At 51.0% G+C, this 26119-nt stretch carries 21 protein-coding genes; all 21 read left to right on the top strand.

The features are described 5' to 3' along the window. Window positions 1–21 precede the first annotated feature (21 nt). The 21 genes from ACFOLF_RS04510 to ACFOLF_RS04410 all read left to right on the top strand — a co-directional run bounded on the left by ACFOLF_RS04510 (window position 22) and on the right by ACFOLF_RS04410 (window position 25958). Window positions 22–819, top strand: a complete 798-nt coding sequence (locus ACFOLF_RS04510; RefSeq protein ID WP_210041139.1) for a phosphatidate cytidylyltransferase — start codon at window positions 22–24, stop codon at window positions 817–819. 15 nt (window positions 820–834) lie between these two features. After that, complete coding sequence (locus ACFOLF_RS04505; protein ID WP_210041137.1) at window positions 835–1974, top strand: 1-deoxy-D-xylulose-5-phosphate reductoisomerase; 1140 nt, start codon at window positions 835–837, stop codon at window positions 1972–1974. Window positions 1975–2053: 79 nt separating this feature from the next. Continuing rightward, window positions 2054–3334 (top strand): RIP metalloprotease RseP, encoded by a 1281-nt coding sequence (gene rseP, locus ACFOLF_RS04500; protein WP_210041135.1) that lies wholly within the window; start codon window positions 2054–2056, stop codon window positions 3332–3334. An 8-nt stretch (window positions 3335–3342) separates the two neighbouring features. Then, entirely contained in the window at window positions 3343–4791 is a 1449-nt protein-coding gene (gene proS / locus ACFOLF_RS04495) for a proline--tRNA ligase (RefSeq protein ID WP_210041134.1), read from the top strand. 28 nt (window positions 4792–4819) lie between these two features. After that, window positions 4820–9127, top strand: coding sequence for a PolC-type DNA polymerase III (locus tag ACFOLF_RS04490; RefSeq protein WP_210041133.1), 4308 nt, complete (start codon window positions 4820–4822; stop codon window positions 9125–9127). Window positions 9128–9800: 673 nt separating this feature from the next. Further along, the gene (rimP, locus tag ACFOLF_RS04485; RefSeq protein ID WP_210041131.1) at window positions 9801–10262 is read left to right on the top strand and encodes a ribosome maturation factor RimP; all 462 of its coding nucleotides are present in this window, start codon (window positions 9801–9803) and stop codon (window positions 10260–10262) included. 78 nt (window positions 10263–10340) lie between these two features. After that, the gene (gene nusA, locus ACFOLF_RS04480) at window positions 10341–11438 is read left to right on the top strand and encodes a transcription termination factor NusA (protein WP_210041129.1); all 1098 of its coding nucleotides are present in this window, start codon (window positions 10341–10343) and stop codon (window positions 11436–11438) included. Between the two features lie 59 nt (window positions 11439–11497). After that, window positions 11498–11827 (top strand): RNase P modulator RnpM, encoded by a 330-nt coding sequence (gene rnpM / locus ACFOLF_RS04475; protein WP_210041127.1) that lies wholly within the window; start codon window positions 11498–11500, stop codon window positions 11825–11827. After that, window positions 11775–12143: a L7Ae/L30e/S12e/Gadd45 family ribosomal protein gene (locus ACFOLF_RS04470; RefSeq protein ID WP_379112697.1), complete on the top strand. Its 369-nt coding sequence runs from the start codon at window positions 11775–11777 to the stop codon at window positions 12141–12143. The genes rnpM and ACFOLF_RS04470 overlap by 53 nt, the downstream gene beginning before the upstream one ends. Then, entirely contained in the window at window positions 12136–14982 is a 2847-nt protein-coding gene (gene infB / locus ACFOLF_RS04465) for a translation initiation factor IF-2 (protein WP_379112700.1), read from the top strand. The genes ACFOLF_RS04470 and infB overlap by 8 nt, the downstream gene beginning before the upstream one ends. Before the next feature lie 7 nt (window positions 14983–14989). Next, complete coding sequence (gene rbfA, locus ACFOLF_RS04460; protein ID WP_210041123.1) at window positions 14990–15346, top strand: 30S ribosome-binding factor RbfA; 357 nt, start codon at window positions 14990–14992, stop codon at window positions 15344–15346. Continuing rightward, window positions 15343–16356 (top strand): DHH family phosphoesterase, encoded by a 1014-nt coding sequence (locus tag ACFOLF_RS04455; RefSeq protein ID WP_210041121.1) that lies wholly within the window; start codon window positions 15343–15345, stop codon window positions 16354–16356. Before rbfA ends, ACFOLF_RS04455 begins: the two co-directional genes overlap by 4 nt. Further along, window positions 16353–17270, top strand: coding sequence for a tRNA pseudouridine(55) synthase TruB (gene truB, locus ACFOLF_RS04450; RefSeq protein ID WP_379219406.1), 918 nt, complete (start codon window positions 16353–16355; stop codon window positions 17268–17270). Before ACFOLF_RS04455 ends, truB begins: the two co-directional genes overlap by 4 nt. A gap of 35 nt (window positions 17271–17305) precedes the next feature. Next, window positions 17306–18259 (top strand): bifunctional riboflavin kinase/FAD synthetase, encoded by a 954-nt coding sequence (locus ACFOLF_RS04445; protein WP_210041119.1) that lies wholly within the window; start codon window positions 17306–17308, stop codon window positions 18257–18259. A gap of 190 nt (window positions 18260–18449) precedes the next feature. After that, window positions 18450–18719 carry a 30S ribosomal protein S15 gene (gene rpsO / locus ACFOLF_RS04440; RefSeq protein ID WP_188992490.1) on the top strand — a complete coding sequence of 90 codons (270 nt, stop codon included), beginning with the start codon at window positions 18450–18452 and terminating at the stop codon, window positions 18717–18719. A 244-nt stretch (window positions 18720–18963) separates the two neighbouring features. Further along, window positions 18964–21066, top strand: coding sequence for a polyribonucleotide nucleotidyltransferase (pnp, locus tag ACFOLF_RS04435; RefSeq protein ID WP_210041117.1), 2103 nt, complete (start codon window positions 18964–18966; stop codon window positions 21064–21066). A gap of 191 nt (window positions 21067–21257) precedes the next feature. Further along, window positions 21258–22253 carry a polysaccharide deacetylase family protein gene (locus ACFOLF_RS04430; protein ID WP_210041115.1) on the top strand — a complete coding sequence of 332 codons (996 nt, stop codon included), beginning with the start codon at window positions 21258–21260 and terminating at the stop codon, window positions 22251–22253. A gap of 271 nt (window positions 22254–22524) precedes the next feature. Then, a complete protein-coding gene (locus tag ACFOLF_RS04425; protein ID WP_210041113.1) occupies window positions 22525–23790 on the top strand; it encodes a M16 family metallopeptidase in 1266 nt (421 codons plus the stop codon). Further along, entirely contained in the window at window positions 23771–24214 is a 444-nt protein-coding gene (dut, locus tag ACFOLF_RS04420; protein WP_379219404.1) for a dUTP diphosphatase, read from the top strand. Before ACFOLF_RS04425 ends, dut begins: the two co-directional genes overlap by 20 nt. A gap of 254 nt (window positions 24215–24468) precedes the next feature. Beyond that, window positions 24469–25368: a dipicolinate synthase subunit DpsA gene (dpsA, locus tag ACFOLF_RS04415; protein WP_210041109.1), complete on the top strand. Its 900-nt coding sequence runs from the start codon at window positions 24469–24471 to the stop codon at window positions 25366–25368. Then, complete coding sequence (locus tag ACFOLF_RS04410) at window positions 25365–25958, top strand: dipicolinate synthase subunit B (RefSeq protein WP_210041107.1); 594 nt, start codon at window positions 25365–25367, stop codon at window positions 25956–25958. The genes dpsA and ACFOLF_RS04410 overlap by 4 nt, the downstream gene beginning before the upstream one ends. The last annotated feature ends 161 nt before the right edge of the window (window positions 25959–26119 follow it).

Below are 26119 nucleotides of genomic sequence, written 5' to 3'. Positions count from 1 at the left end.
TGTACGGGAGTGTGCCTAATCTTGAAACAACGTATCGTAACTGGCGTCATTGGTGGCGCCATATTTATTATTCTGACCGTACTTGGCGGCTGGTTTTTCTATGGGCTGCTGCTGCTGCTCGCATTGATCGGATATGCGGAATTCACGAAAATGAACGGCCTTGCATGGCACCATCCGGCGTCTCTGATTGGATTTGCAGGCATGCTGTTTCTGCTCATTCCCTGGGAAGAGCTTGGAACCGTTCCTCCGCAAACTCTACATATGTTGTGGCTCCTTATGTTTCTGGCACTGGCCGTTACGGTACTTACGAAAAACAAAATGACGATTGACAGCGCGGCTTTGCTGCTGCTCGGAGCTCTTTATGTCGGTTTCGGATTTGAGTCCATGTATGAAGTGCGAAGCGGTGAAGCTTATGGACTGCTGACGACCTGTCTTGCATTCGGAACGATCTGGGCATCCGATATTGGTGCTTATTTTATCGGCAAAGCGATAGGCAGACATAAGCTGTGGCCGGCTATCAGCCCTAATAAGACCATTGAAGGATCACTTGGAGGCGTAGCGCTGTCCCTGGTAGTCGCCGCTGTGTTCGCGCTGGCAGCCCCGGATGCCATTGGCATGGGACAGGCGCTGCTGATCGGACTTGTCGCCGCCGTGGCAGGTCAATTGGGCGATCTCATTCAGTCGGCCTATAAACGGGTTCGCGGCATCAAGGATACAGGATCCATTCTTCCGGGTCATGGCGGTGTTCTCGACCGCTGCGACAGCTGGATAGCAGTGTTTCCGCTTCTGGTTCTGACCGGGCTGCTGCCGTTAGCTTAGAAGGACAGGTGAACGATGAAAAAACTTACGATTCTGGGTTCAACGGGCTCCATTGGCACGCAAACACTTGATGTGGTCAGCCGCGAGCCTGAGGCTTATGAGGTAATCGGATTAGCGGCCGGCGGCAATATCGGGCTGCTGATCGAGCAGGCCAAGCGATTTCGGCCGCGTACAGTATGTTTGTCAACAAAAGCGCTTGCGGAAGAAGCTAAGCTTCATCTGCCATCCGGCATGAAGGTTGTTTATGGTGAAGAAGGGCTTATCGAGATTGCTGCCGCTCCCGAAGCCGACATGGTCGTGACCGCCATTATGGGAAGCCGGGGCTTGAATGCGACGCTTGCGGCAATTTCAGCCGGCAAAGATATCGGTCTTGCAAACAAAGAGACGCTGGTGACGGCAGGGCATATTGTTATGAAGCGAGCTTCCGAGAAGGGGGTTGCCATTCTTCCGATCGACAGCGAGCACTCGGCTATTTTTCAATGCTTGAACGGAGAAGCCCGATCAGCGGTAAAGGGAATCACGTTAACCGCTTCCGGAGGTTCATTTCGCGAGCGCACTCGGCAGCAGCTTGAAGGCGTAACGGTTGAGGAGGCGCTCAACCATCCCAATTGGGCGATGGGAGCAAAAATCACGATCGATTCGGCGACCATGGTGAACAAGGGGCTTGAAGTGATTGAAGCCCATTGGTTGTTTGATTTGGATTATGAGCAGATCGGCGTTCTGATTCATCCGGAAAGCATCATACATTCCTATGTAGAGTATGTGGACAACAGTATCATCGCCCAGCTGGGCATGCCGGATATGCGCGTGCCTATCCAATATGCGCTCACTTATCCGCAGCGCCGCCCTATACAGACAGAAGCTCTTGATCTGAGGAAGGTAGGCGCGCTGCATTTTCGGGAGATGGATTTTGCAAGATATCCCTGCCTGAGAATGGCCTATGAGTGCGGCCGGGCGGGGCTGTCTGCTCCTACGGTATTTAATGCGGCCAACGAAACGGCGGTTGCCCGGTTCCTCGAGGGTGCGATCACGTTTTTGGATATTGAACGCGTTATCGAACAGGTGCTTGAACGCCACACGGTTCTGGAAGTGCCGGATGTGGAGGCGATTGCCGAGGTGGATGCTTGGGCCCGAATGGAAGCTGCATCGATCTAACGTTTAGTTCTCTTGTAACGGACGTGAGAATAATGATAATCTTAGTACAGGCCGTTACGGACAGGAGGCTAGAGCAGCGATGCATATGATTCAGATCGTCTTTATGACGGTATTGGTTTTCTTCGTGATTGTGACTATCCATGAATGGGGTCATTTCTATTTTGCGAAGCGGGCCGGAATTTTGGTGAGAGAATTTGCCATCGGGTTCGGACCGAAGCTGTTCTCGATAAAACGCGGAGAAACCAGGTACACCCTGCGCTTGGTGCCTGCAGGAGGATTTGTACGGATGGCGGGCGAAGACCCGGAACTGGTGGAAGTCCAGCCAGGTCAGACCGTTGCTGTCAGATTGGTTGACAATGTCGTGACGAGATTGTATCTGGACCGTCTTGACGAGCGTTCCAACGTTATACGCGGCGAGGTCGAAGCCATTGATATTGAACGAAAGCTTAAGCTGACGCTGCTCTCTGACGGCGAGTCGGAGACGTTCGCGATCGATCCTCAGGCACAGATGATCTCCAAGAACCGGGAAACACAGATTGCTCCGGTTGACCGTCAATTCGGCAGCAAGACAGTCGGACAGCGGGCGATTGCGATCTTTGCCGGGCCGATGATGAATTTTATTTTGGCCTTCGTGCTCTTTGGGCTTTATTTTCAAATGGCCGGAGTGCCCGTGGATAATCCTGATCGTCTGCTTATTGGCGATGTTAGTAAAGGCATGCCCGCAGAGAAGGCTGATTTGAAGTCAGGGGATGTCATTGTTTCCATCAATGGACAGAAGATCGGCATTGATTATGATAAAATGATCAAGCTTATCAGCGAGTCCCCAAACAAGCCGATTACTCTGGATATCATTCGCGATGGAAAGCCGATTGAATTCAAACTCACACCCGCGCCCGATCCTGCTTCAGGGGACGGCAAGGTGGGAATTACAGCCGCTTACCCGACACGGGCTGCAGGATTCGGAGAAACCTTCACCTTGGCGGGAAAAGCCATGAAGTCGATGACAATCAGCATTTTTCAAGGATTCAAGAAATTGATTTTTGGCGAGTTCAAGCTTGATGATTTAGGCGGACCTGTTCGTACTGCGCAGGTAACCAGTCAAATCGCCGAGCAGGGGATAGCGGAACTGACCTCATGGGCGGCGCTTCTCAGCCTGTACCTGGGGATATTTAATCTTTTGCCGGTGCCGGCGCTGGATGGAAGCCGTTTAATCTTCCTGGGTCTTGAGGCTGTCCGGGGAAGGCCGGTTGATCCAAACCGGGAAAGCATGGTGCATTTCATCGGCTTTGCAATGCTGATGCTGCTTATGCTTGCCGTCACCTATAATGACATTTTGCGATTGGTACGAGGGGAGCACTGAGTCCGGTTATGTCGAAAGAGAAGCAGTTTGTCACGGAAATTACGCCGCAGGGCGAGGATTTCTCCAGATGGTATATTGATGTCATCAAGAAGTCTGAGTTAATGGACTATTCACCGGTGCGGGGCTGTATTGTGTTCCGCCCGGATGGTTTTGAAATTTGGGAGCATATGAAGGACGAGCTTGACCGCAGGTTTAAAGAAACGGGTCATCGCAACGCTTATTTTCCCATGCTGATCCCCGAAAGCTTTTTCCAAAAAGAGAAGGAGCATGTAGAAGGCTTTAACCCTGAGCTTCCATGGGTAACGGAGGCCGGCGGGGAAAAGCTGGAAGAGAGACTGGCCATCCGGCCGACCTCCGAGACCATTATCGGTCATATGTATGCCAAATGGGTGCAATCCTATCGGGACCTGCCGCTGCTCATCAATCAGTGGGCGAATGTTGTGCGCTGGGAGAAAAGGACGCTTCCTTTCCTGCGGACAACGGAATTCCTTTGGCAGGAAGGCCACACCGCCCACGAAACGGAAGAGGAAGCAAGAGCCGAGACGGATCAAATGCTGGGTATCTATAAGGACTTCGCGGAGAACTTCCTGGCGATCCCTGTTATCGTTGGACAAAAAACGCCTTCGGAGAAGTTTGCCGGTGCGGTTGATACCTATTCCATCGAAGCGATGATGAAGGACGGGCGCGCGGTCCAGGCAGGAACCTCGCATTATCTGGGCACTAATTTTGCCGTTGCCTTTGATATCAAATATTTGGACCGTGAAAATACACAGCAGTTTGCACATACGACTTCTTGGGGCATGACGACCCGAATGATCGGCGCGCTCATTATGGTCCATGGCGACGATCGGGGACTGGCGCTTCCTCCGAAGGTAGCGCCAACCCAGGTCGTGATGATCCCGATCGGACCGCCGAAGACGCGGGAGCAGGTTGTCGGCCGTGTGGACGAGCTGTACAAGGAACTGAAAAAGGCTGGCGTCCGGGTTAAAGTGGACGACCGCAGCGATGTTAGTCCCGGCTGGAAATTCAATGAATATGAAATGCGCGGTGTGCCGCTGCGTCTGGAGCTAGGGCCTCGCGACATGGAGAATGGACAAGTTGTTCTGGTTTCCCGCTTGACCGGTGAGAAGAGAATGGTTGCTCAAGCCGATCTTGTGGTTGAAGTGGAACGCATGCTTGCCGAGATTCAAAGCGGCATGCTTGAGCGGGCGAAGCAGTTCCGTGCGGATCATTCCTATTCGGTCGAAACGCTGGATGAGATGAAGACGCTGATGGAAGAGAAGCGCGGCTTCGCGCTTGCCGGCTGGTGCGGCTCGGAAGCCTGTGAGAAACAGGTCAAAGAAGAGACCGGCGCTACAAGCCGCAATATTCCGTTTGAGCCTTTTGAGCATAAAACCAAATGTCTCGTTTGCGGAGACAAGGCGCAGCATACGGTTGTATTTGCCCGCGCTTATTGATTGTTTGACTTGAATAGGGGAGGAAACGATGAGCCAAACCGGGGAAAAGCGGCATCGCTTTGAGCTGATGATGAAGCAGGCCGAGCTGCCGCAGCAACTGACCGATGAGCATTTTGGGGACGGATATATCGACAAAGTGATCGTAAGCCGGAGCAACCGGGAGTGGACGTTTTGCATATGCAAAACGTCTTTGGTTCCTCTAGCGGCTTTTGGCGTTTTTTGCCGGACCATTCAATCCAAGTTCGCCCATCTTGCAGATGTCTCCTTCTGCTTCACGTATGAAGAAGGGGTAAAGACCGATGAGCTCCTGATTGAATATTGGCCGGCATTTGTAGAATGGGTTCAGAAGCATAATGCTTCGGTAAACGGCTGGCTGGGCAAGGCCCGGCTGGAAGTAGAGAACGGGCTTGCTACGCTTGCGCTGCTTGACGACATGGGACTTGAACTGGCGCGCAAGAAGAAGATTGATGAAATGGCCGTGCAGTTTTTTGAGGATCAATTCGGCCGGAACTGCAGGGTGAAGTTATCAGTTGGCGTAAAGAATCAGGAAGCCTATGAGCAATTCGCCCAGAGGCGTGATCTGGAAGAGCGTGAAGTAATCCAGCAGATGATGACAAGCGCCGCCGCGGAAGCTCCTGAGGTGGCGGAAGGCGATGTGCGGCTGGTCGTCGGCTACGATATCCGTGAGGAACCGGTTCCGATTATGAATATCCTCGAGGAGGAGAAGAAGGTCACCATACAGGGAACTGTCTTCGGCCTTGAAGTGAAGGAGCTTCGTAACGGCAGCACGCTGTTTACTTTTAATGTAACCGACTTTACAGACTCTATCGCGGTGAAGATGTTTGCCAAGACGAAGGACGATGTGAAAGTTCTCAGTCAGCTTTCCAACGGCAAATGGATCAAAGCGCGGGGACGCGTTGAATATGACCGGTTCATGCAGGAACCGGAGCTTGTGATGATGCCTTCAGATCTTCATGAAGTGGTTTCTCCCAAGGAAGCCAAGGATGACGCCGAGGAGAAGCGTGTCGAGTTTCATCTTCATTCCACAATGAGTACAATGGACGCTGTTACCCCTATTGATGTTTACATCAAGCAGGCAGCCAAATGGGGACATAAGGCGATTGCGATTACCGATCATGGAAACGTGCAGTGCTACCCGGAGGCGGCGAAGGCGGCCAAGAAGCATGGGGTCAAGGTGTTGTTCGGGTTAGAAGCCAATGTTGTCAACGATGCGATACCTATGGTGATGAACTCGCGTGAAGAAGCCATGCAGAGCGCTGTCTATGTAGTATTCGATATCGAGACGACGGGACTTTCAGTTGTTAATAATAAAATCATTGAGCTGGCCGGCGTGAAAATGCAGGACGGCAAGGAAATTGGCCGTTTCTCGACCTTTATCAATCCTCATGAAGCCATTCCTTATAATATTCAGCAGCTGACCAATATTACGAACGAGATGGTGCAGGATGCTCCTGAGCTAGCACCCAAGCTGCGGGACTTCATCGAATTTGTCGGTGATGCTGTACTTGTCGCGCACAATGCAAGATTTGATATGGGCTTTATGCAGGCGGCCTGCAAACAGAACGGATTCCCGGAATTTAAGAATCCCGTGCTGGATACGCTCGAGCTTGCCCGTTTTCTCCATCCGGCGATGAAGAACCACAGGCTGAATACGTTGGCCGATAAATATAAAGCGAGTCTGGAAAGCCATCACCGGGCGATCGATGATTCCATCGCGCTGGGCGGCATCCTGTATGGATTGATTGGCGATGCAGCCAAACGAAATGTGACCGGCTTACATATGCTCAATGATTATGTTGGACTCGATTTGTCAAATATGAGGCCGTTCCACTGCTGTATATATGCGCTTAATGCAGTCGGCAAGAAAAACATGTTCAAGCTGATCTCCCTGTCGCATACGGAGCATTTTAAGCGGGTTGCCTCTATTCCCAAAAGCAAGCTCTCCGAGCATCGTGAAGGGCTCTTGATTATTTCGGGCTGCGAGAAGGGTGAGTTCTTCGAGGCGGTTATGAATAAATCGCTGGAGGAAGCGGAGGAAGTGGCGCGATATTACGATGTGCTGGAAATTCAGCCTGTCGGCTTCTATATGCATTTGGTCGACAAGGGCTTTGTTGCCAGCCGTGCCGAAATCGAACAGGCTTTGCGCCGCGTTTGCGAGATCGGCGATAAGCTGGGCAAGCCAGTAATCGCCACTGGCAATGTGCATTATTTACTGCCAAGGGAAAAGCTGTTCCGCGATATTACGATCCATGGAATTACGGGTTTTAGCCCGCTTAAAGATATTCGCAAGCCTGATGCCCATTTACGGACGACCAGGGAAATGCTGGAGGAGTTCGCCTTTCTCGGAGAGGAGAGGGCATTTGAGGTAGTGGTCAGAAATACTTCGGAGCTTGCCGACCGCTTTGAGCCGTTTGATATGTTCCCGGAAAAACTGTTCACCCCCATCATCGATGGGGCGGATGAGGAAATACGCAGCAAATGCTACGATACGGCCAAACGGCTGTATGGGGAAGAACTGCCGGATGTCGTCGTCCAGCGTCTGGAGAAAGAGCTTGTGCCCATCATTAAATTCGGTTTCTCAGCCAACTACCTGATATCCGAGCGTTTGGTCAAAAAATCGAATGAAGACGGGTATCTCGTCGGCTCGCGGGGATCGGTAGGATCATCGGTTGTGGCCACTTTCCTCGGGATATCCGAGGTTAACCCGCTTCCTGCGCACTACAGCTGCCTGGACGAGGCCTGCAAATACAGCGAATGGTTCCTGGACGGGAGCTACCCGAGCGGTTTTGACCTGCCGGACAAAAAATGTCCCAATTGCGGCAAGCCTCTCAAGGGTGAAGGCCAGGACATTCCGTTCGAAACCTTCCTGGGCTTCAAGGGCGATAAAGTACCCGATATCGATCTTAACTTTTCCGGTGAATACCAGCCTATTGCCCATAATTACACCAAGGAGCTGTTCGGTCCGGAAAACGTATTCCGGGCAGGAACGATCGGCACGATCGCGGAGAAGACGGCATACGGCTATACCAAGAAGTATGAGGAAGACCATGGCAAGAAGTGGCGCGGCGCCGAGATTCTGCGTTTGGCCGGGGGCTTTACCGGGGTGAAACGGAGCACGGGCCAGCATCCAGGCGGGATCGTAGTTGTGCCGGATTACATGGAAGTGGAGGAAGTCACTCCGGTTCAGTATCCTGCCGACGATACGGGCTCCGAGTGGAAAACAACGCACTTTGATTATCATGCCTTCGAGAGCAATCTGCTCAAGCTTGATATACTCGGGCACGATGATCCGACCATGATGAGGATGCTGCAGGATTTAACAGGCGTTGATCCGACAACCATACCAATGAACGATCCGAAGGTCATGAGCATGTTCAATTCCTCGGAAGCGCTTGGTGTCTCAGCCGAGAAAATCCGGACCCCGGTAGCTACATATGGCGTTCCGGAGATGGGCACCAAATTTGTCAGACAAATGCTGGAGGAGACGAAGCCGTCGTCATTTGCCGATTTGCTCCAAATATCCGGCCTGTCGCATGGAACCGGTGTTTGGCTCGGCAATGCCCAGGAGCTGATCAAGAACCGTACCTGCACGATCAAGACGGTTATCGGCTGCCGGGATGACATCATGCTTTATTTGATCTATAAAGCTGGTATGGATGCAGGGCTTGCGTTCAAGATTACGGAAAGCGTGCGGAAGGGCAAGGGACTGACGCCGGAATGGATCGAGGAAATGAAGAACTGCAAGGTTCCCCAGTGGTATATTGATTCTTGTCTGAAAATCGAGTATATGTTTCCGAAGGCGCATGCCGCCGCCTATGTTATATCCGCCGTCAGAACGGCCTTTTTCAAACTTTATTATCCAATTGCCTATTATGCGACCTATTTCACCGTTCGTGCGGAGGATTTCGATCTGGAGCTGCTCTGTCAAGGCTATGACGCGATTTTGCGCAAGCTGATTGAAATCGAGCAAAAGGGTTTTACAGCGACGCCCAAGGAGAAAGGATCCGTATCGCTGCTTGAGATGGCGCTTGAGATGACGGCACGCGGCTTCTCGTTCAAGCCGATTGATCTTTACCGCTCGGACGCCACGAAATTTATCGTTGACGATCGTTCGCTTATTCCGCCGTTTGCGGCCATTGCCGGAATCGGGGATAATGCCGCCCGAAACATTGCTGCTGCCCGGGAGTCAGGTGAATTTCTCTCTGTGGAAGACTTTCAGCAGAAGTCCAAGGCATCCAAAACGATCATTGAAGTGCTCGGAACAATGGGCTGCTTCCGCGGCCTTCCGGAATCGAACCAGCTGTCCTTATTCTAAAATTTGTTTAGAGAGTAAAGCGGTCTAATGCCTGTGTTTCCAAGTGTGTATGTAATTCCTTTGTTGTCACCACATCATGGTTATGGTATAATCTTTCTGGCAATGCTGATGATACGACTTTTTCGCAGAAGAGTGGGGAAACCCACTCTTTACGTTTTGTCAATAGCTTTTTGCGCTTACGATTAACCGATTGGCTGGTATGATATCGGCCAACAGTTATAGCATTTTTTACGTGCAACTGAATTGCATATGTGCGCAATTAACAGTTGCCGATGCGGCGCCTGGATTGCTTGTATATGCAATTGGCAGTTGCAAAGTTTGACTGACAACTGGGCTGCATAAACAGCAGCTGGCAGTTGCAGAATTTGGACTGACAACTGGGCTGCATAAATCAGCAGCTGGCAGTTGCAGAATTTGGACTGACAACTGGGCTGCATAAACAGCAGCTGGCAGTTGCAGAATTTGGACTGATAACTGAGCTGCATAAATCAGCAGCTGGCAGTTGCAGAATTTGGACTGATAACTGAGCTGCATAAATCAGCAGCTGGCAGTTGCAGAATTTGGACTGACAACTGGGCTGCATAAATCAGCAGCTGGCAGTTGCAGAATTTGGACTGACAACTGAGCTGCATAAATCAGCAGCTAGCAGTTGCAGTGGGGGGGTACATCATTTTTGAGCACTGCGAAAATCAAAACCGTCATCGAAGAAATGGTTCAGCCCTTTTTTGACGAACATGGATTTGAGCTTGTTGATGTGGAATATGTGAAGGAAGGCAGCAACTGGTTTCTTCGCATCTTTGTCGACAAGGAAGGCAACATCGATATTGATGAATGCGGACGAATCAGCGAGTTTATAAGCGAGAAGCTTGACGAGAGCGATCCGATTACCGAGGCTTATTTTCTCGAAGTATCATCGCCCGGCGCGGAAAGACCGCTTAAGAAGCCTCAAGATGTCAGCAAAGCAATCGGCAAGCATGTGTTTGTTACAACCTATGAGCCGGTAAGCGGAGCCAAAGAGTTTGAGGGTACGCTTCTTTCGTTTGACGGTGAAGAAGTTGTCATTGATATGGGCAAAAAGAAGTACACCATTCCATATGCGAAAGTGGCAAGCGCCCGTTTGGCCATCGTTTTCTAATACGATAGCCGCGCATCTGGTTTATAACAGGCATGACCTAACCACATGGTACGATTCGAAAGGGGGAACTCATTTCCAATGAGCATGGATTTTATAGAAGCACTGTCGGAAATCGAGCGGGAAAAGGGAATAAGCAAAGATATTTTAATAGAAGCGCTGGAAGCTGCTCTTATTTCCAGCTACAAACGCAATTTTAACACCGCCCAGAACGTGAGGGTTGATATTAACCGGTTTACCGGAGTGATTAAAGTCTACGCCCGCAAGACGGTTGTGGATGAGGTTTTCGATCCGCGCCTGGAGATTTCGGTTGAAGCATCCCGCGAGCTGAACCCGCATTACCAGCTGGATGATATTGCCGAAATCGAAGTGACTCCGCGTGACTTTGGACGCATTGCCGCACAAACGGCCAAGCAAGTGGTAACCCAGCGTATCCGCGAAGCGGAGCGGGGGCTCATTTACAATGCGTTTATCGATAAAGAGGAAGATATCGTCAACGGTATCGTACAGCGTCAGGATGTCCGCAATTTGTTCATTGATCTGGGCAAAGTTGAAGCTGTGCTGCCGCTTACCGAGCTGATGCCGACAGATAAATTCAAGCATGGCGACCGCGTCAAGTCTTTTATAACCAAGGTTGAGAACACGACAAAAGGACCGCAAATCTTTCTTTCACGTACGCATCCGGGATTGCTTAAGCGTCTGTTTGAGCTGGAAGTGCCGGAGATCTATGATGGCGTTGTGGAAATCCGTTCAGTGGCCAGGGAAGCGGGCTTCCGCTCGAAGATAGCCGTTCATTCGCGCAATGACGAGGTGGATCCGGTTGGTTCCTGCGTAGGACAAAAAGGGATGCGCGTGCAAATGATTGTGACGGAGCTCAAAGGCGAGAAGATCGACATCGTCCGGTGGTCGGACAGCGTGGAAGAGTATGTGGCGAATGCGCTCAGTCCTTCTAAAGTGCTGGAAGTTATCGTATACGAGCAGGAAAAGATGGCGCGTGTCATTGTGCCGGACTATCAACTATCGCTCGCCATCGGCATTAAAGGACAAAACGCCCGGTTGGCAGCCAAGCTGACAGGATGGAAAATCGATATAAAAAGCGAAACGCAAGCCGAGCAGGAATATGGTCGCCCGAAATCTGCAATGAGCACCATGCATCAAGATTCCGTCTCCGTCGACTAGCGTAAGCTTTATACGGCGTTTGCTGTTTGAAGCGCCTGACGCCACAGGAGGGATGGAAGATGAAACCCAGAAAAATTCCACTGCGCAAATGCGTGGCTTGCCAGGAAATGAAGCCCAAAAAGGAATTAATTCGCATTGTCCGTACTCCGGATGAGCGGATATTGATTGATTTGAAGGGCAAACAGGCAGGACGCGGCGCATACTTGTGCGGCAAAGTCTCCTGCTTCAAGCTGGCGAAGAAGACCAAGGCGCTCGACCGGGCTCTTAAACAGCCTGTTGGGATGGACATTTACGATCAGCTTGAACAGGATTTTATTGCCGTGGAGGACCGCTTTAATGCGGAAAAAGATCGGATGGATGATGAAGATGATGATGATTCGGAAGGCTAAGGCGCTGTCGTCGCTGGGTATGGCGATGCGTGCAGGAAAAGTCATTTCCGGCGATGAGATCGTACTAAAGGCGGTTCGCCAAGGCAAAGCAAAGCTTGTCATTGTAGCCGGCGACGCTTCGGATAATACAAAGAAGAAATTCCAGGACAAGTGCGGAACTTACAATGTGAAGATGGTGGAGCTGTTTGACCGAATCACGCTGGGAGAATCAATCGGCAAGTCGGAGCGGGTGATCATTGCCGTAACGGAAGCGGGGTTCTCCAAGATAATTATACAAAGCTTAACCCAACCTTCGGAGGTGGAGTATATTGACTAAACAAACAGACAGTAAGGACAATAAAGATAAATTAAGGGTTTATGAATACGCAAAGTCACTTAATATGAGCAGCAAAGAAATCATCACGATTTTGAAGCGTCTCAATCTGCCGGTCAACAACCATATGAGTGTTATGGAGAATGAAATGGTAGGTAAAGTCGAGGGTTTTTTCCGCGACATCAAATCCAATGCGGCTGCCAAACGCGCCCAAGAGAATGCGACAGTATCGGCAGCGGCACAATCCACTAACCGTCCAGCCCAACCGCAGCTTGAGCGCAAGCCGCAGCAAAACAGCTTGCCTGCCCAGCCGCAGAATGCGGGAGCGGCGCAACAAGGCTCCACAGACCAGTCAGATGCCAACAAAAATACAAACCAGGAACGACAGGGGAATATGAACATAACCAGACCAAGTACGCCAACAGCCAGCACGAACCAGTCGCAACCGTCGCAACAGCCGCAGCAGTCCAGTCAGCCGCAGCAATCCCAGCAACCACAACAGCAGCGTCCATCTTCCTATCAAGGCAATAACCCGCGTCCAAGCGGCCAAGGTGGTCAGCGTCCATCCGGCGGTCAAGGAAGCAGCCAGGGCGGTCAGCGTCCAAGCGGCCAAGGCCAAGGCGGTCAGCGTCCATCCGGCGGTCAAGGAAGCAGCCAGGGCGGTCAGCGTCCAAGCGGCCAAGGCCAAGGCGGTCAGCGTCCATCCGGCGGTCAAGGAAGCAGCCAGGGCGGTCAGCGTCCCAGCGGCCAAGGTCAAGGCGGTGGACAACGTCCGTCAAGTCAAGGCAGCGGCGGCCCAGGAGGCCAGCGTTTCGGTCAGAACAGCAGCGGCAGCAGCACAGGCGCACAAGGCAGCGCTCGTTCCAATACGCCACCGCAGAACCGTGGCACACAAGGGCGTGCATTTGACTCCCGTCCGGCACCGGGCTCGGATGACAGAGGCGGCGCGAAGAAGAAACCTGGCGGTCCTGGAGCAGGCGGCAAACGGTTTGATGATAGCCGTTCCAGCAATTTCAAAGGCAGCCGCGGCGGCAAAAACCAGCGCGGACGAGGCAGCCAGCAGCAGGAACGCAGAGAGAAAATCGACAATACGCCGAAGAAAATCATTGTACGCGGTACAATGACGGTAGGCGATTTGGCCAAATTGCTTCATAAGGATGCTTCTGAAGTCATCAAGAAGCTGATCGTTCTGGGTGTCATGGCAACCATTAACCAGGAGGTCGATCTCGATACGGTTCAACTGATCGCCAGCGAATACGGCGTAGAGGTTGAAGTGAAGATTCCGGTTGAAGAGGATGCTTTTGAAACGTTTGAAGAAACGGATGAAGCGGAGGATCTGGAATCCCGTCCACCGGTTGTTACGATCATGGGTCACGTCGATCATGGTAAAACAACTCTGCTCGATGCCATTCGCCATACTAGCGTAACCAGCGGCGAGGCAGGCGGTATCACCCAGCATATCGGTGCTTATCAAGCCGAAATCAATCACAAGAAAATAACCTTCCTCGATACACCGGGCCATGAAGCGTTCACGCTCATGCGGGCACGGGGTGCGCAGGTAACGGATATTACCATTATCGTAGTGGCAGCTGATGATGGCGTTATGCCGCAAACCGTAGAGGCAATCAACCATGCCAAGGCTGCAGGCGTGCCAATCATTGTAGCGGTTAACAAAATCGATAAACCGGATTCCAATCCTGACAAAATCAAGCAGGAGCTGACTCCGTACGAGCTTATCCCGGAAGAGTGGGGCGGCGATACGATCTTTGTTAATGTATCGGCCAAACAGCGCATCGGACTTGAAGAACTGCTGGAGATGATCCTGCTCGTTGCTGAAGTGAACGACTACAAATCGAACCCCAACAAACGGGCTCGCGGTACCGTTATCGAAGCCGAGCTGGATAAAGGAAAAGGACCGGTAGCACGTATTCTCGTGCAGCACGGCACATTGAAGGTCGGCGATGCCTTCGTAGCAGGCAACTGCTTCGGACGCGTGCGCGCCATGGTCAATGATAAAGGCAGACGGCTCAAGGAAGCCGGACCGAGTACGCCTGTGGAAATTACGGGCTTGACTGAGGTTCCGCTTGCCGGAGATCCGTTCCTCGTGTTCGAGGATGAGCGCAAAGCAAGAGCAATCGCCGACCGCAGAGCGATCAAACAACGTGAATCCGAGCTGGGCGCCAACTCGCGCGTAACGCTTGAAGATTTGTACAAACACATTGTTGAAGGTGAAATCAAGGATCTGAATGTCATCATCAAGTCCGATGTTCAAGGTTCTTCCGAAGCCCTCAAAGGCTCGCTTGCGAAGATCGATATTCAAGGCGTCCGCGTCAAAATCATTCACAGCGGCGCAGGTGCGATTACTGAATCCGATATTAATCTGGCCTCCGCTTCCAATGCGATTGTGATCGGGTTTAATGTAAGACCCGAGCCGCAGGCGCTTGCGACAGCTGAGCAGGAAAAGGTTGATATTCGTCTCCACAGCATTATTTACAATGTAATCGACGAAATTGAGCATGCTATGAAGGGGATGCTGGATCCGATATTCAAGGAAGTCGTTATCGGCCAGGCGGAAGTCCGCAATATCTTCAAAGTCAGCAAAGTGGGTACGATTGCCGGTTGTATGGTTACTTCGGGAAAAATTGCCCGATCTGCAAAAGCCCGCTTGATCCGCGGCGGAATCGTCGTATTCGAGAGCGAGATCGAATCGCTCAAACGCTTCAAGGATGATGCCAAGGAAGTTGCGCAGGGCTATGAGTGCGGAATTACGCTTGAGCGGAACTTTGAACTCAAAGAAGGCGACGTGATCGAGGCCTACGTTATGGAAACAGTAGAGAGGTGATTGACCTATGGCGAAGGTTCGCGTAGGACGTGTAGGTGAACAAATCAAGAAAGAGCTGAGTACACTTATCCAGATGGAGCTTAAAGATCCGCGGATCGGCTTTATCACCGTTACCGGGGTTGAAGTGACAGGCGACTTGTCGCAGGCTAAAGTGTATTTAAGCGTACTGGGCAATGACGAGCAAAAGGAAGAAACGCTCAAAGCTTTGGCACGCGGCACCGGCTTTTTACGGTCGGAACTGGGCAAAAGAATCCGTTTTCGCCATACGCCTGAACTGCTGTTTAAATTCGACAGCAGCATTGAGTACGGGAGCCGGATTGAATCCCTGCTCGAACAAATCAATAGCGGCAGCGGTGGCAAATGATCGCGGGGCAAGCAGCAGCTTTCCCGGCTGATTATACCAGGCAGCTGGACCAGGCTCTGCAATTCCTTCAAGGGGCAGACCGGTTTCTGATTGTTTCACATGTTCAGCCTGACGGTGATGCCATCAGCTCCACGCTGGTGGCAGGCTGGATTCTGCGTCAGCTTGGCAAGCAGTACGTCATGATGAATGAGGGAGCTGTGCCGGTAAGACTTGATTTTATGGAACAATCGGCTGCTGTAATTAATTTGAGCAAAGAGCAGCCTCTCTCAGAAACATACAACCGGATCATCGCGGTCGATTGTGCCGATTTTCGGCGCATCGGCCTCGTATCCGGTCTATTTGCCGAAGGGGCTATGCTCCTCAATATTGACCATCATCCTACCAATGACGCATTTGGGGCGGTTAATCTGATTCGCACGGATGCAGCGGCAACTGTTGAGATCTTATACGATTTAATTATCCATGCAGGGTTTGCGCTTGATTCTGAGGCGGCAACAGCTATTTATACTGGATTGCTGACGGATACGGGCGGCTTTCGTTACTCCAATACAAGCCCTTATGTGATGCAGGTGGCTTCGCAGATGCTGGCGATTGGCATTCCCAGTCATTCTATTGCAGACCGGTTGCTGGAACGTATGACCAAACCGCAGCTTCTGCTGCTGCAGCGCGCGCTCAGCAGGCTGATGTTCTCCGATGACAGCCAGATTGCATGGCTTTATATCGCCTATGAAGATATGGCGGAAACCGGAGCGATAGGCGATGATCTGGAAGGCCTGGTGAACTACGCGCTCAATGTAGAAGGCGTTGAGGTTGGCGTGTTGTTCAAAGAAACCGCAGATGGAAACGTCAAGGTAAGCATGCGTTCCTCCGGTAAAGCGGATGTTGCGGCTATCGCCAAATCATTCGGAGGCGGCGGGCATATCAGAGCAGCCGGCTGTCAGCTTGAGGGACCCCTTTCAGCTGCAATGACTAAACTGGTGAATGCGGTCAGTGAGGCGTTGGCCCAATGATGGAGGGGATTCTACCCGTTTGGAAGCCGGCTGGATGGACCTCTCATGATGTTGTTGCCAAGGTAAGAGGGATACTCCGTGTGAAAAGAATTGGTCATGCCGGCACACTTGACCCTCAGGTTACCGGCGTCCTGCCGCTATGTATCGGACGCGCAACGCGTGTCGTTGAATATGTCCAGGAGCGGCCAAAAGCCTATGAGGCTGTTCTGCAGCTTGGTTTGGCGACAGATACGGAGGATTTGACAGGCGCTATCATCTCGCAGCTGGACAACATTACCATTGTTGAATCGGAGATCCGCCGTACATTGGCCTCCTTCGTAGGCGAGATTATGCAGGTTCCACCGATGTATTCAGCCGTTCGGGTCGAGGGGAAGAGGCTTTACGAGCTGGCCCGGGAGGGTCATATCATAGAACGCCAAGCGCGTCCCGTAACCATTTATCGGCTTGAGCTGCTTGAGCTTGAGCTTGGAATGGCGCATCCCCGGATCCGTTTTTCCGTTCAATGCTCAAAAGGCACTTATATCCGCACCTTGTGCGTGGATATCGGTAAAGCGCTGGGAGTTCCTGCGGTTATGGCTGAACTTACACGCACGCTGTCAGGCGGTTTCACGCGCGAGCACTGTCTGACGATGGAAGAGATTCAAAAGCTGCATGCCGCGGGAGAACTCGAGTCTAAACTGCTGCCGGCTGACTCGGCGCTGAGCCATCTGCCCAGCGGTTCAGTAAATGCAGCTACCGCTCAGTATGCTTTTCAAGGCAAGCGTATTCCGTTACAAAATATTCAGGCGCTGCAGCGTATAGATGACCAGTCGTTAGTTTGTCTATATCGTGATGACGGATTGTTTCTTGGTTTATTTGAAGCAGATAAGGACACAGGCTCGTTGAAAGCGGTCAAAGTATTTACGTCCGTTTAAAATGAAGTGAAGCTCATAAAGCAGGTGTGACGGCAGTGAAAATAATCTCATTACAATATCCGGTTCAATCCTCTGAGCCCGCAAAATCAGCCCTTCCCAAGACGCTTGCCATCGGTTATTTCGATGGTGTCCACAAGGGGCATCAGAATGTCATCCGCCGCTCTGTCGAAGCTGCACGCAGTACAGGCATTGAGGCTGCGGTAATGACCTTTTACCCGCATCCGAAGGAGGTGCTGGGGCAGGGAGATCAGTATGTGAATGGCCTCACTCCATTAGAGGAGAAGATCAACCGTTTCCGTTCCCTCGGTGTGGATGTCGTGTATATCGTTCAATTCGACCTGGAATTCTCCGCAGTAACACCGGATGAATTTGTCGAGCATGTGCTGCGTCCGCTGCAGGTCAAGAAGGCAGTCGTCGGTTTTGATTTTGCATTTGGATCCCGGGGTGCGGGAAAAGCGGACACGCTTGTCGCACTTGGCGATCCGGATATCGCTGTGGAAATCGTAGAGCCGCTAATGATCGACGGCAAGAAAGTCAGCAGTACCCTTATCCGCGAAGCGCTGGCAGAAGGCAAGCTGGAAATGGCCGAGCAATTCCTTGGGGAACCCTATCATGTACAGGGAACTGTCGTCCATGGTGAAGGCAGAGGCAGCAAGATCGGATTTCCGACCGCCAACCTGGATCCGGAAACGGCTTATGTGGTTCCCCGTCAGGGTGTATATGCCATCATGGCGGAAGTGGACGGAGAGCGGATTCCCGGTGTATTGAACATCGGAGTGAAGCCAACCTTCCATGAGAATCTGACGCAACCGGTCATGGAAGCCCATTTATTTGACTTTGACGGCGACCTCTACGGCAAGTCGATTGCGATCCATTTTATTTCTTTTCTCCGCACAGAGAAGAAATTTAATTCGATTGATGAGCTGGTTGGTCAGATTCATGCCGATGCCGATAAGGCCAGAGCGATTTTGTCCCAAGGGCAGCGTTAGCCTATCATCATCTCATAAATAACCCTGCTCCATTTACTTTATATGGGCGATTATGATATACTTCTAGTCGTTGCGGAGAGATGATGCATTTTTGCACATCGCGTAAGCGGCAAGAACCTTGGCTTGGCCTGCTCGATCTCACCGACGGCGGCGAGGCTAATGGCGATTATGATAAAGGAGGTGAACAAGGATGGCACTTACTCAAGAACGTAAGAATCAATTGATTGACGAGCACAAAACCCATGCGAACGACACCGGTTCTCCGGAAGTTCAAATCGCTATCCTGACGCAAAACATCGTCAATTTGACAGACCATCTTCGGGTGCACAAGAAAGATCATCACTCCCGTCGCGGCCTGCTCAAAATGGTCGGTCAACGTCGTAAGCTGTTGGCATATCTGAAAAACAAGGATGTACGACGCTACAGCGCATTGATCGAAAGACTCGGCTTGCGCCGATAAAAGATGCGAGGATAAAAGCAACCTGGTTGTCCAGCCGTCCGGGGTTCCGGTTTGGCTGCTCCGGGTTGCTTTTTGTAAATGTAACGGTATTTTGTATATAACCTCTCAAGAAACTTGCCCCATTTCTGTTATCCCAAAAAGTCTTCTTGCAGCAGGAGAACCTATATAGCTGTCGAATGAAAATCTAATAGACCATGCAGCCCGGCCCTTTATTGGCCTACCGGTTGCAGTGAGGAGGGATTCAATGTTACAACGTGTAGAAATGACGTTAGGCGGACGCCCGCTCGTGCTTGAGACGGGTCGACTTGCCAAGCAGGCAAACGCAGCAGTTACGGTTAAATACGGTGAAACTGTCGTACTCTGTACGGTCGTGGCGTCCAATGAGCCTAAGCCGCTCGATTTTTTCCCGTTAACCGTCAATTATGAAGAACGTTTATATGCGGTCGGTAAAATTCCCGGAGGATTCATTAAGCGGGAGGGACGTCCGAGCGAGAAGGCCATTCTATCCAGCCGACTGACAGACCGTCCGATTCGCCCATTGTTTCCAGATGGATTCCGCAATGATGTGCAGATCGCCAATATCGTGATGAGTGTGGACCAGGATTGTGCTCCGGAAATCGCAGCCATGATTGGAACATCCGCAGCCTTGACGATTTCGGATTTGCCGTTTAACGGACCGATTGGCGGCGTCATTGTCGGTCGCATCGACGGGGAGTTTATCATCAACCCTACGGTTGAGCAGGAGAAGAAAAGCGAGGTTTATGTAGTCGTTTCCGGTACGAAGGATGCCATCATGATGGTTGAGGCGGAAGCGAATGAAGTGCCGGAATCGATTATTCTGGAAGCAATCATGTTCGGCCATGATGAGATCAAGAAAATCGTTGCGACGATAGAAGAACTCCATGGTTTGGCTGGTAAAACAAAAATGGAAGTCAAGCTGCACGCCAGTGATGAGCAAGTGAACGCAGCGGTTCGCGCTTTTGCGTCGGCCCGTCTGGTCGAAGCTGTCCGCATTATTGAGAAGCACGCCAGACAAGAAGCAATTGACCTTGTCAATGCTGAGACTGTTGCTCATTTCGAAGAGCAGTATGCTGATACACCGGAGCTACTTGGCGATGTGAAAGAAGTCCTCTACGATATTGTCAAGGAAGAAGTAAGGCGTCTGATCACGCATGATAAAGTACGTCCGGATGGACGGGCTTTGAGTGAAATCCGCCCTATCGATTGCGATGTTGCTATCCTGCCGCGCACACACGGATCGGGATTATTCACGCGCGGCCAAACGCAGGCGCTTAGCATTTGTACGCTTGGACCGCTTGGAGATGTACAGATACTCGACGGTATCGATTTGGCTGAAACCAAACGCTTCATGCACCATTATAATTTCCCTCCATTCAGCGTAGGCGAGGCCAGACCGCTTCGTCCGCCGGGACGTCGTGAAATCGGACATGGTGCGCTTGGAGAGAGAGCCTTGTCGAAGGTCATACCTTCGGAAGCGGAGTTCCCTTATGCGATTCGTCTGGTGTCTGAGGTGCTGGAATCCAACGGTTCGACAAGCCAGGCGAGTATTTGCGCAAGCACGCTGGCAATGATGGATGCAGGGGTACCGATTAAAGCGCCTGTTGCGGGTATTGCAATGGGGCTGATCAAGGACGGAGACCATTTCGCGATCCTCAGCGATATCCAGGGTATGGAAGACCATCTCGGGGATATGGACTTCAAGGTAGCTGGAACAGCCAAAGGCGTTACCGCGATTCAAATGGATATCAAAATTGACGGTATTGACCGTGCTATTCTTGAGGAATCACTTGAACAGGCGCGTCAGGGGCGCATGCACATTCTTGGCAAAATGCTTGAGGTTATGCAGCAGCCGCGCAAAGAATTGTCCCCTTATGCTCCTAAAATCGTGATTATGAATATTCACCCGGACAAAATCCGTGATGTTATCGGTGCCGGCGGTAAAGTCATTAACAAAATCATTGACGAAACCGGCGTAAAAATCGATATCGAACAAGATGGCACTGTCTTTATCGCCTCCTCGAACGCGGAAGCCATTGATCGGGCCAAACAAATCATTGAAGGCATTGTCCGCGAGGTAATTGTCGGCGAGATTTATTTGGGAACGGTCAGACGCATCGAGAAATTCGGCTGCTTCGTCGAAATTTTACCGGGTAAGGATGGACTGGTGCATATTTCGCAGCTGTCGACTGAGCGTGTCGCCAAAGTTGAGGATGTCGTCAAAGTCGGCGATCAAATCACAGTCAAAGTGACGGAAATCGATCAGCAAGGACGCGTTAATCTTTCCCGTAAAGCAGTTCTGACGGCCGAGGCTCCTGCTCAATCGTAACAAGTATACTCACAAACCAATAATTTTTGGATATTCAAGAAGAGAGAGCCAGATTTCATCTGTCTCTTTTTATTTTGTACATAATATCAACCGTAATAAAGAAACATCGTCTAGCAGCTCTGTTCTTCTACACCTCTTACATATTGTGGACCAAGCCATAATATGATGAATAAGAAGGGTGGGACAAAGCGATGAAGCTGAAGAAAGCGATCATAATGACGGTTTTCATGTGTGCGCTGCTGCTGATTTTCGGGTTAAGCGGTGATTTATCGGCCTACCTGGCTGAATTGAAACAGGGAAAGGCTGCTACAGCTTTGGGAATTGATATTTCCTCAGATTCTGTCAGGCAGCAGTTGAAGGACGCTATAGAGAAGGAAGCTGTCAAACGCCGCATTGCCCCTGTTGATGCCAGGCTTGACCGCGTATGGAAGGCGATTCCGGGTTATAACGGGCTAGAGGTTGATGTGGATCAAACCTATCGGCTGATGCGCGATGCGCCGGAGAACAGCCCGATCCGTTTCATGTATAAGGAAATTTCCCCAGCGATCAGCCTGGAGCAGTTGGGAAGACAGCCGATCTACAAGGGTAATCCCAATAAGCCGATGGCAGCGCTTATGATCAATGTAGCGTGGGGCAATGAGTTTCTTGAACCGATGCTCAAGACGCTTGAGGAGCAAAATGTAAAGGCGACCTTCTTCTTCGATGGGTCGTGGCTGAAAAAAAATACCGACATGGCCCGTCTGATTCAATCCAAGGGGCATGAGCTGTCCAATCATGCCTATTCTCATCCTGATATGAGCAAGCTTGATCGGCAATCCGCTTACAATCAAATCGCCAAAACGGAAGCGCTGCTGAAGTCAACCTTCAATGTGTCCAATGTGTGGTTTGCGCCGCCTTCCGGGGATTTTAATCAGATGACAATCGAGGTGGCGGCGGAGCAGGGGTTAAAAACTGTGCTTTGGACCCTCGACACCGTGGATTGGCAGCATCCTCCGGCCGCATCGATCGTGAACAAAATCCGGACCCGTGTCGAGCCGGGATCACTGATTCTCATGCATCCCACCGATTCATCAAGTCAGGCGCTGCCGGGTATAATTACCGCAATCAGGCAGAAAGGACTTTCCTTAGGGACGGTCAGCGAAACATTATCCCCCAAGCGGGTGCATCTAGTTGAGGCGGGGCCTTAATTTTGTTATAGTGAAATCACTGATTTTGGCGATATGAACGAGTACAGCGCTTACGAAGTGATTTTTCTGCTTTGCAGAGAAGTAATTCACGATGAAAGCAGAAAACTCAAAGCGAATGCTTACGAAGCCAGTTTTGCAAGCAAAACTTAAGATTATGCTTACGAAGTGATTTTTCTGCTTTGCAGAGAAGTAATTCACGAAGAAAGCAGAAAACTCAAAGCGAATGCTTACGAAGCCAGTTTTGCAAGCAAAACTTTTAGGAGGAAAATAAGTGAACAATTATACACTCAGCAACGGGATGCGGGTCGTGGTGGAGTACATACCAACCTTTCGTTCCGTGGCTTTCGGGATATGGGTTAAGACGGGTTCGCGTAATGAGACGCCCGTCAATAACGGAATTTCCCATTTTATTGAGCATATGCTTTTCAAAGGAACAGCCAGACGAAGCGCGAAGGACATTGCCGATTTGTTTGATGGCATAGGCGGCAATATCAATGCTTTCACAGCCAAAGAATATACATGCTATTACGCCAAGGTGCTGGATCAGCATCTTCCTATCGCGGTTGATGCTTTGGCAGATATGTTCTTTGAATCGGTGATGGACGCCGGTGAATTAAGCAAAGAGAAGAACGTCATTCTTGAGGAAATATCCATGTACGAGGATACGCCTGATGACAAGGTGCATGATGAAGCATCACGCGCTTCTTACGGAGACCATCCGCTTGCCTACTCGATTCTTGGGCTGGAGGAGCGTCTGAATGCCATGGATGGCGATACACTCCGCGGCTATATGCGCGATCATTACCGGATCGACAACACTGTAATCAGCGTCGCGGGCAACGTCGAGGAAGGTCCTCTGCTTGAGCTGCTGGAGAAGCAGTTCGGCGGATTTAAGAATAAAGGCTCGGAAAGCATTCTGGAAGCACCTGACTTTAACGGCCAATATTTATTTCATAAGAAAAAAACAGAGCAAAACCACATCTGCCTGACCTTTCCCGGGTGCTCGATCGCCGACCCTCAGCTGTACGCGATGATTCTGCTGAACAACGCGTTGGGAGGCGGAATGAGCTCCAGGCTTTTTCAGGAAATTCGCGAGAAACGCGGTTTGGCTTATTCGGTGTACTCGTATCACTCCTCCCATGCGGATAGCGGCTTGTTTACGATTTATGCCGGAACCGCACCGAAACAAACGAAGGAAGTGCTCGATCTCACGCTGGAGCAATTGCATGACTTGGCAGCCAAGGGCCTCTCCGACAGCGAGCTGCATCGGGGCAAGGAACAGCTCAAGGGCAGTTTGATCCTCAGTCTGGAAAGCACAAGCAGCCGAATGAACCGGCTGGGGAAGAACGAGCTTATGATCGGCCGTCATTACACGCTTGATGAGATGCTGCTACGGATCGATTCTGTGCAAATGAGCGATATTCAAGCCGTTACCAAGCAAATGCTCTCCGTTCCGTTTGCGGTAGCAATGGTAGGATCCAATGATAAAGCGGCTTCCGCTCTCGGGAGGGATAGTCTTGTTTCAAGTATTGTTTAAACGATTGCCGGGCAATGAAGAACTGGTGCTTCCCCGCAGGATGTCGGAATTAGCAGCGGGATTTGACCTGCAGGCGGCTGTTGATGAACCCGTGACACTCGCTCCAGGCGAACGCAAGCTTATTCCGACAGGTTTCTCAATGGCCATGCCGGCGGAGCTGGAAGCCCAGATCCGCCCGCGCAGCGGCCTGGCATACAAGCATGGAATCACCTGCCTGAATTCACCCGGAACGATTGACGCTGATTATCGGGGAGAAGTAAAAGTGCTTCTCGTCAACCTCGGGGAGGAACCATTCGTCATCGAGCGGGGGGAGCGGATTGCTCAAATGCTGTTTCAGATTGTGCCGGCAATCAAAATTACGGAAGCAGAGGAATTGCCGGATACGGTTCGCGGAGCAGGCGGCTTCGGCCACACCGGAGTTTAACATAACTCGATATTCATCCGATTCATATTATAAATATTACGGCCATAATAAACCCGGTGCGGATGCATCGGGTTTTTTTGCCTGTTTTCGCCTTTAGTATCGGCAATGTGCCAGGCCTTGGTACTTTCAAACCAATACGAAAACCTCAAATGGCGCATTTTCCTTTTCACCCCTTTTGGGCCTTGGCATAAGATAATCTATATCCGAGGATACGAATGTCGTAACGGATGAAGGGAGAAAGGAGTGATACCCTTATGCTGACAGGGGTTCAGGTCGTGCTGCTGGGTGGCGATGCCAGACAGCTTGAGGTTATCCGCAAGCTGACGGAGCTGGATGCGGCTGTAACGGTTGCCGGATTTGATCAGCTTCACACCCCGCTGGATGGAGCAGTACACGCTGAATTGAGCGCTGATTTATTTCCAGGCGCCGATGCGCTTGTGCTCCCGGCGGTCGGGACCGATGATGACGGAACGATTCCGGCTGTTTTTAGCGACCGCGAGCTTATTTTGACGGAAGAACATATTGCTCTTTTGCCAAAACACTGCAAGGTTTATACAGGTATGGCGAAGCCATATTTACGTGAGGCTTGCCAGAGGCAGTCTATCGCGCTGGTTGAGCTTTTCGATCGTGACGATGTGGCGATTTACAATTCAATCCCGACAGCCGAAGGCGCCGTAATGATGGCGATTCAACATACGGACATTACCATCCACAGCTCATCCTGCATGGTGCTGGGTATTGGACGGACGGGAATGACGATGGCCCGGACGCTCCAGGGACTAGGGGCAAAAGTAAAGGTTGGCGTAAGAAGGGAAGAGCATTTTGCAAGGGCTTTGGAGATGGGTTTTGAGCCTTTTTATATCACGGATTTGCAGCAGCATGTGAGTAATATTGACTTGCTTTTTAACACAATTCCGACTATGATAGTCACAGCGCAAATTATAGCGAATTTGCCTTCGCGAGCGGTCATTATCGACCTCGCTTCCAAGCCGGGCGGAACGGATTTTCGCTTCGCTGAGAAGCGGGGCATTAAAGCGTTGCTCGCCCCCGGTCTACCAGGTATCGTCGCACCGAAAACCGCTGGACGCATCATTGCGGATTGTTTGAGTCGGTTGATTACGGAAGATACCAGGCAACGGGGGAATGCGCAATGAAATGGCAGGGCAAAACGGTAGGCTATGCCTTATCCGGTTCACATTGTACGTTTGCGGAAGTAATGCCGGTCATCCAGCGATTTGTTGATGAAGGTGCGAATGTCGTTCCGATTGTGACTCAAACACTTATGACGACAGACACCCGTTTCGGCACTTCGGAGGATTGGCAGCGGCAGTTGAAGATGATCACGGGCAATGATATTATTTCGACTATTGTAGAGGCTGAACCGCTCGGTCCCTCAAAGCTCCTTGATGTGCTGGTTATTGCTCCGTGCACAGGAAATACAACGAGCAAGCTTGCCAATGCAATGACAGACAGTCCCGTACTAATGGCTGCCAAAGCCCAGATGCGTAATCTGCGTCCGCTCGTGCTGGCCATTTCCACTAACGACGGGCTCGGACTGAATGCGGCGAATATCGCCAAATTGCTTGTTTGCAAAAATGTTTATTTTGTTCCATTCGGGCAAGACAATCCGGTGCAAAAGCCGAATTCGCTTGTAGCCAAGATGGATTTGATACCCGAAGCCTGCGAAGCGGCTCTTCAAGGTAAACAGCTGCAGCCGTTATTGATTGACCGTTCCTTGGGATAAGCAGGAATGGCCAATGGCAGCTCGATTATAGAATATTTATTTTCCCATCCGATATTTATTTCTATAAGCTGCGAGGGAAGAGGAAGAGATCTTTCCTCCAAGTTTCTTCCGGTATTTTAGTATGCAATTGGAGCAATCCTTGACATAAGTTTCATTTTGAG

Origin of the sequence: Paenibacillus sepulcri (genome assembly GCF_042647105.1) — a bacterium.
In the GTDB taxonomy this organism is placed as follows: domain Bacteria; phylum Bacillota; class Bacilli; order Paenibacillales; family Paenibacillaceae; genus Paenibacillus_Z; species Paenibacillus_Z sepulcri.
This window is presented reverse-complemented; position numbering and strand designations above follow the sequence as displayed.

What these genes read in the sequence shown, in the direction of transcription:
- ACFOLF_RS04430 (WP_210041115.1), top strand. Translation starts at nt 21,258, where the DNA reads ATGAAGCTGAAGAAAGCGATCATAATGACGGTTTTCATGTGTGCGCTG.
- rnpM (WP_210041127.1), top strand. Translation starts at nt 11,498, where the DNA reads ATGAAACCCAGAAAAATTCCACTGCGCAAATGCGTGGCTTGCCAGGAA.
- ACFOLF_RS04505 (WP_210041137.1), top strand. Translation starts at nt 835, where the DNA reads ATGAAAAAACTTACGATTCTGGGTTCAACGGGCTCCATTGGCACGCAA.
- pnp (WP_210041117.1), top strand. Translation starts at nt 18,964, where the DNA reads ATGTTACAACGTGTAGAAATGACGTTAGGCGGACGCCCGCTCGTGCTT.
- ACFOLF_RS04410 (WP_210041107.1), top strand. Translation starts at nt 25,365, where the DNA reads ATGAAATGGCAGGGCAAAACGGTAGGCTATGCCTTATCCGGTTCACAT.
- ACFOLF_RS04470 (WP_379112697.1), top strand. Translation starts at nt 11,775, where the DNA reads ATGCGGAAAAAGATCGGATGGATGATGAAGATGATGATGATTCGGAAG.
- dpsA (WP_210041109.1), top strand. Translation starts at nt 24,469, where the DNA reads ATGCTGACAGGGGTTCAGGTCGTGCTGCTGGGTGGCGATGCCAGACAG.
- nusA (WP_210041129.1), top strand. Translation starts at nt 10,341, where the DNA reads ATGAGCATGGATTTTATAGAAGCACTGTCGGAAATCGAGCGGGAAAAG.
- rbfA (WP_210041123.1), top strand. Translation starts at nt 14,990, where the DNA reads ATGGCGAAGGTTCGCGTAGGACGTGTAGGTGAACAAATCAAGAAAGAG.
- rseP (WP_210041135.1), top strand. Translation starts at nt 2,054, where the DNA reads ATGCATATGATTCAGATCGTCTTTATGACGGTATTGGTTTTCTTCGTG.
- proS (WP_210041134.1), top strand. Translation starts at nt 3,343, where the DNA reads ATGTCGAAAGAGAAGCAGTTTGTCACGGAAATTACGCCGCAGGGCGAG.
- rpsO (WP_188992490.1), top strand. Translation starts at nt 18,450, where the DNA reads ATGGCACTTACTCAAGAACGTAAGAATCAATTGATTGACGAGCACAAA.
- truB (WP_379219406.1), top strand. Translation starts at nt 16,353, where the DNA reads ATGATGGAGGGGATTCTACCCGTTTGGAAGCCGGCTGGATGGACCTCT.
- ACFOLF_RS04490 (WP_210041133.1), top strand. Translation starts at nt 4,820, where the DNA reads ATGAGCCAAACCGGGGAAAAGCGGCATCGCTTTGAGCTGATGATGAAG.
- ACFOLF_RS04455 (WP_210041121.1), top strand. Translation starts at nt 15,343, where the DNA reads ATGATCGCGGGGCAAGCAGCAGCTTTCCCGGCTGATTATACCAGGCAG.